Genomic DNA, 2,478 nt, shown 5'->3' on the forward strand with positions numbered 1-2,478 from the left:
ACAGCAACGCCGTCAGAATGGCGGCATAACAACAACCGGGTATAGCTTATTCAAACCCAAAAACTGTCCGAACAGACGGGTCCACCTCTAACAGAACGACACCAAATGCGAGAAAAACAAAGCCAAAACTCGCCCACGTCCATATAAATGTGGTCCCCGTTGGTGTATTCCCAACCAACGGTTCATACGGCCAGTTCTGCGTCCATGAATAGGTCTCGCCAGGGCGATGCGCCACAGTCGTCAAAGCTGAATACATGAGAAAATCGGCTGTTTTTAACGCAAGCGCTGGCGTGAGAGCCTGTGTCGCATTCCAGCCGGAAGAGCGGTCTGTCCTAAGAAACGACGCCGCTGTTTCATCACGTATTTTTACAAAAGCGTGGGATACGGCATCGGGTAACACAACCGTGTCTTGTGTCAGATCGATGCCACGAAGATCCTCACGCATATGGGTTGTCGCAACCGTCTGCTTTTCCGGAGACAGATGGGAAAAGGTCCTCTCTCCGACATCGTGTGCATAATTTTCCCGTGTTGAAAGCGCAATATTTTTTAGTAAGGATGCTGTGTAATCTTCTCCATAATACGAGCCCATACCATACAGACTGCCATAATCCATCAGGTCTGCTTTCTGGAACCCGCCTTTACCAGCGATAATGTCATCTGCAGTCATGATGACATCCCCGGACCGGGAAACAAATCTCTGAGGCTGAGGTGGAGCACCCTGATATGTCCTGAGTGTTGTCCAGAACAGCAGCATCGCGGTAGCAAACCCGACAACAAGTAAAACCCACTTCAGGACAGTGCTGACAGGATCCCTGTCAGGACGATTGACTAATGACGTCTTGGACATCCTGAACGGACTTTCTGGCTAAAACTTTAAGAAAACAGAAAAAAAGCGACCGGACGACCTCCTCCTTTCTGAGAAGGTCGTCTGACAGGTTTCAGATCACCAGAGCCGGATCAGATGCGGAGCCAAAAATCTCATAGCGGATCTGAGAGCCTGACAACTGCTCGTTACGCAAAGTTTCAATCATGTCGCGCATGAAAGAATCCGGGCCACAGATGTAATAGGTCGCTGCGTGATCAAGGTTTTTGCGCAGCCAATCTTGTGTAATATGACCTGAATGAACCGTAATACCCGCAGAAGAGACAGCTTCTGGTATTGTTCCCTTGCTACCTGTCAAATGACTGAGTGTTCTATGCAGCCATCCTGATGAAGCAACATTGGATTGCGCAACAGGCTGTCCTGGAAGGTTTCCCGCAGGAACATTGCCCTTTGCAAAAAAGAACTCAGCTGTCAGTTTTCCTGCAGTCGCCAGAGACGTCACAAAAGGCACAAACGCTGCCAGATCAACTGTGTCGGCTCCCAGAACATAATGTATTTTACGACCAGAATGTGTTGCGACAAGATCTTCAATCATAGAGATCAGCGGCGTGAGACCAACGCCTGCCGCCAGAAGAACGACCGGGGCATGACTGGCTTCATCCAGAAAAAAATCACCCGCTGGATTAGCGGCCTGAAGAATGTCACCGACCTGCACACTGTCGTGAAGCCACGTTGAGACTACCCCCTGATCATGACGCTTGACGGTAATACGGTAATGGTCGGCCCCAGGTGCTGAAGAAATACTGTAATTACGTCGTTGTGACCCGTGACCCGGAATATCAAGTTTGAAGCTCAGATATTGGCCGGCCTTATGATGAAAAAGCGGCTTTCCATCGACTGGAACCAGATCAAACGAAGTAATGAAAGGCGTTTCTTTGTGCCGTGCTCGGACCGTGAATTCACGCCACCCCTTCCAGCCTCCAGGAGCATGTTCGTGCTCGTCATAGATCTGTTTTTCTCGACCGATCAGGACATCTGCCAGAAACCAGTAAGCTTTACCCCATGCATCAATAATTTCCGGAGTCGCCGCATCGCCGAGAACGTGCTTGATAGCACCGATCAACGCGTCTGCAACGAAAGGATAATGCTCAGGCAAAATGTTCAGGCCAACATGCTTTTCGGCAATGCGCTCGACCATGCCGCCCAGCTTTCCAAGATCATTGATATGCTCGGCATACGCGAGAACAGCCAGCGCCAGTGCTTTGGGCTGCTCCAGATCCCGCTGATGGGAGAGATTAAAGAGATCTCGAATTTCGGGGTGCGACAGAAGACGCTTGTACATTTCTTCCGTAATCGCAAGACCGTGCGCTTTGAGAGCTGGAACTGTCGCAACAACGAGAGCGCGTGTTTTTTCGTCGAGTGGGGCGGACATTGTGATTCGATCCTTTAAGGTTCATAGTCCATACACCTTTTGTGTCAGACATCTTGGAAAATCTGTCAAGTAGATGCATGCTGTAGGTATGAAACTTAATTTGCAGACCGATTATGCGCTCCGTGCACTGATCTGGAGGGTTCGAAAAACCCTCTGGTATTGAGGTCTGCTCTGTGATTCCATTTTCCTTGCGTTGATTGGAGTATGGATCATGAAGCAGACG

General features: G+C 49.7%; 2 protein-coding genes. Both read right to left on the bottom strand.

All coding sequences use genetic code 11. The features are described from left to right. Window positions 1-46: 46 nt before the first annotated feature. Complete coding sequence (locus tag HNH97_RS16705; protein WP_171791636.1) at window positions 47-847, bottom strand: nitric oxide reductase; 801 nt, start codon at window positions 845-847, stop codon at window positions 47-49. A gap of 91 nt (window positions 848-938) precedes the next feature. Further along, window positions 939-2,255, bottom strand: a complete 1,317-nt coding sequence (locus tag HNH97_RS16710) for a globin domain-containing protein (RefSeq protein ID WP_006117537.1) — start codon at window positions 2,253-2,255, stop codon at window positions 939-941. Between the last annotated feature and the right edge of the window lie 223 nt (window positions 2,256-2,478).

Source organism: Gluconacetobacter entanii, from assembly GCF_013155425.1.
Classification (GTDB): domain Bacteria; phylum Pseudomonadota; class Alphaproteobacteria; order Acetobacterales; family Acetobacteraceae; genus Novacetimonas; species Novacetimonas entanii.

Bases quoted from the DNA above. Each gene is read 5' to 3' on its own strand.
- HNH97_RS16705 (WP_171791636.1), bottom strand. From the start codon at position 847: ATGTCCAAGACGTCATTAGTCAATCGTCCTGACAGGGATCCTGTCAGC.
- HNH97_RS16710 (WP_006117537.1), bottom strand. From the start codon at position 2,255: ATGTCCGCCCCACTCGACGAAAAAACACGCGCTCTCGTTGTTGCGACA.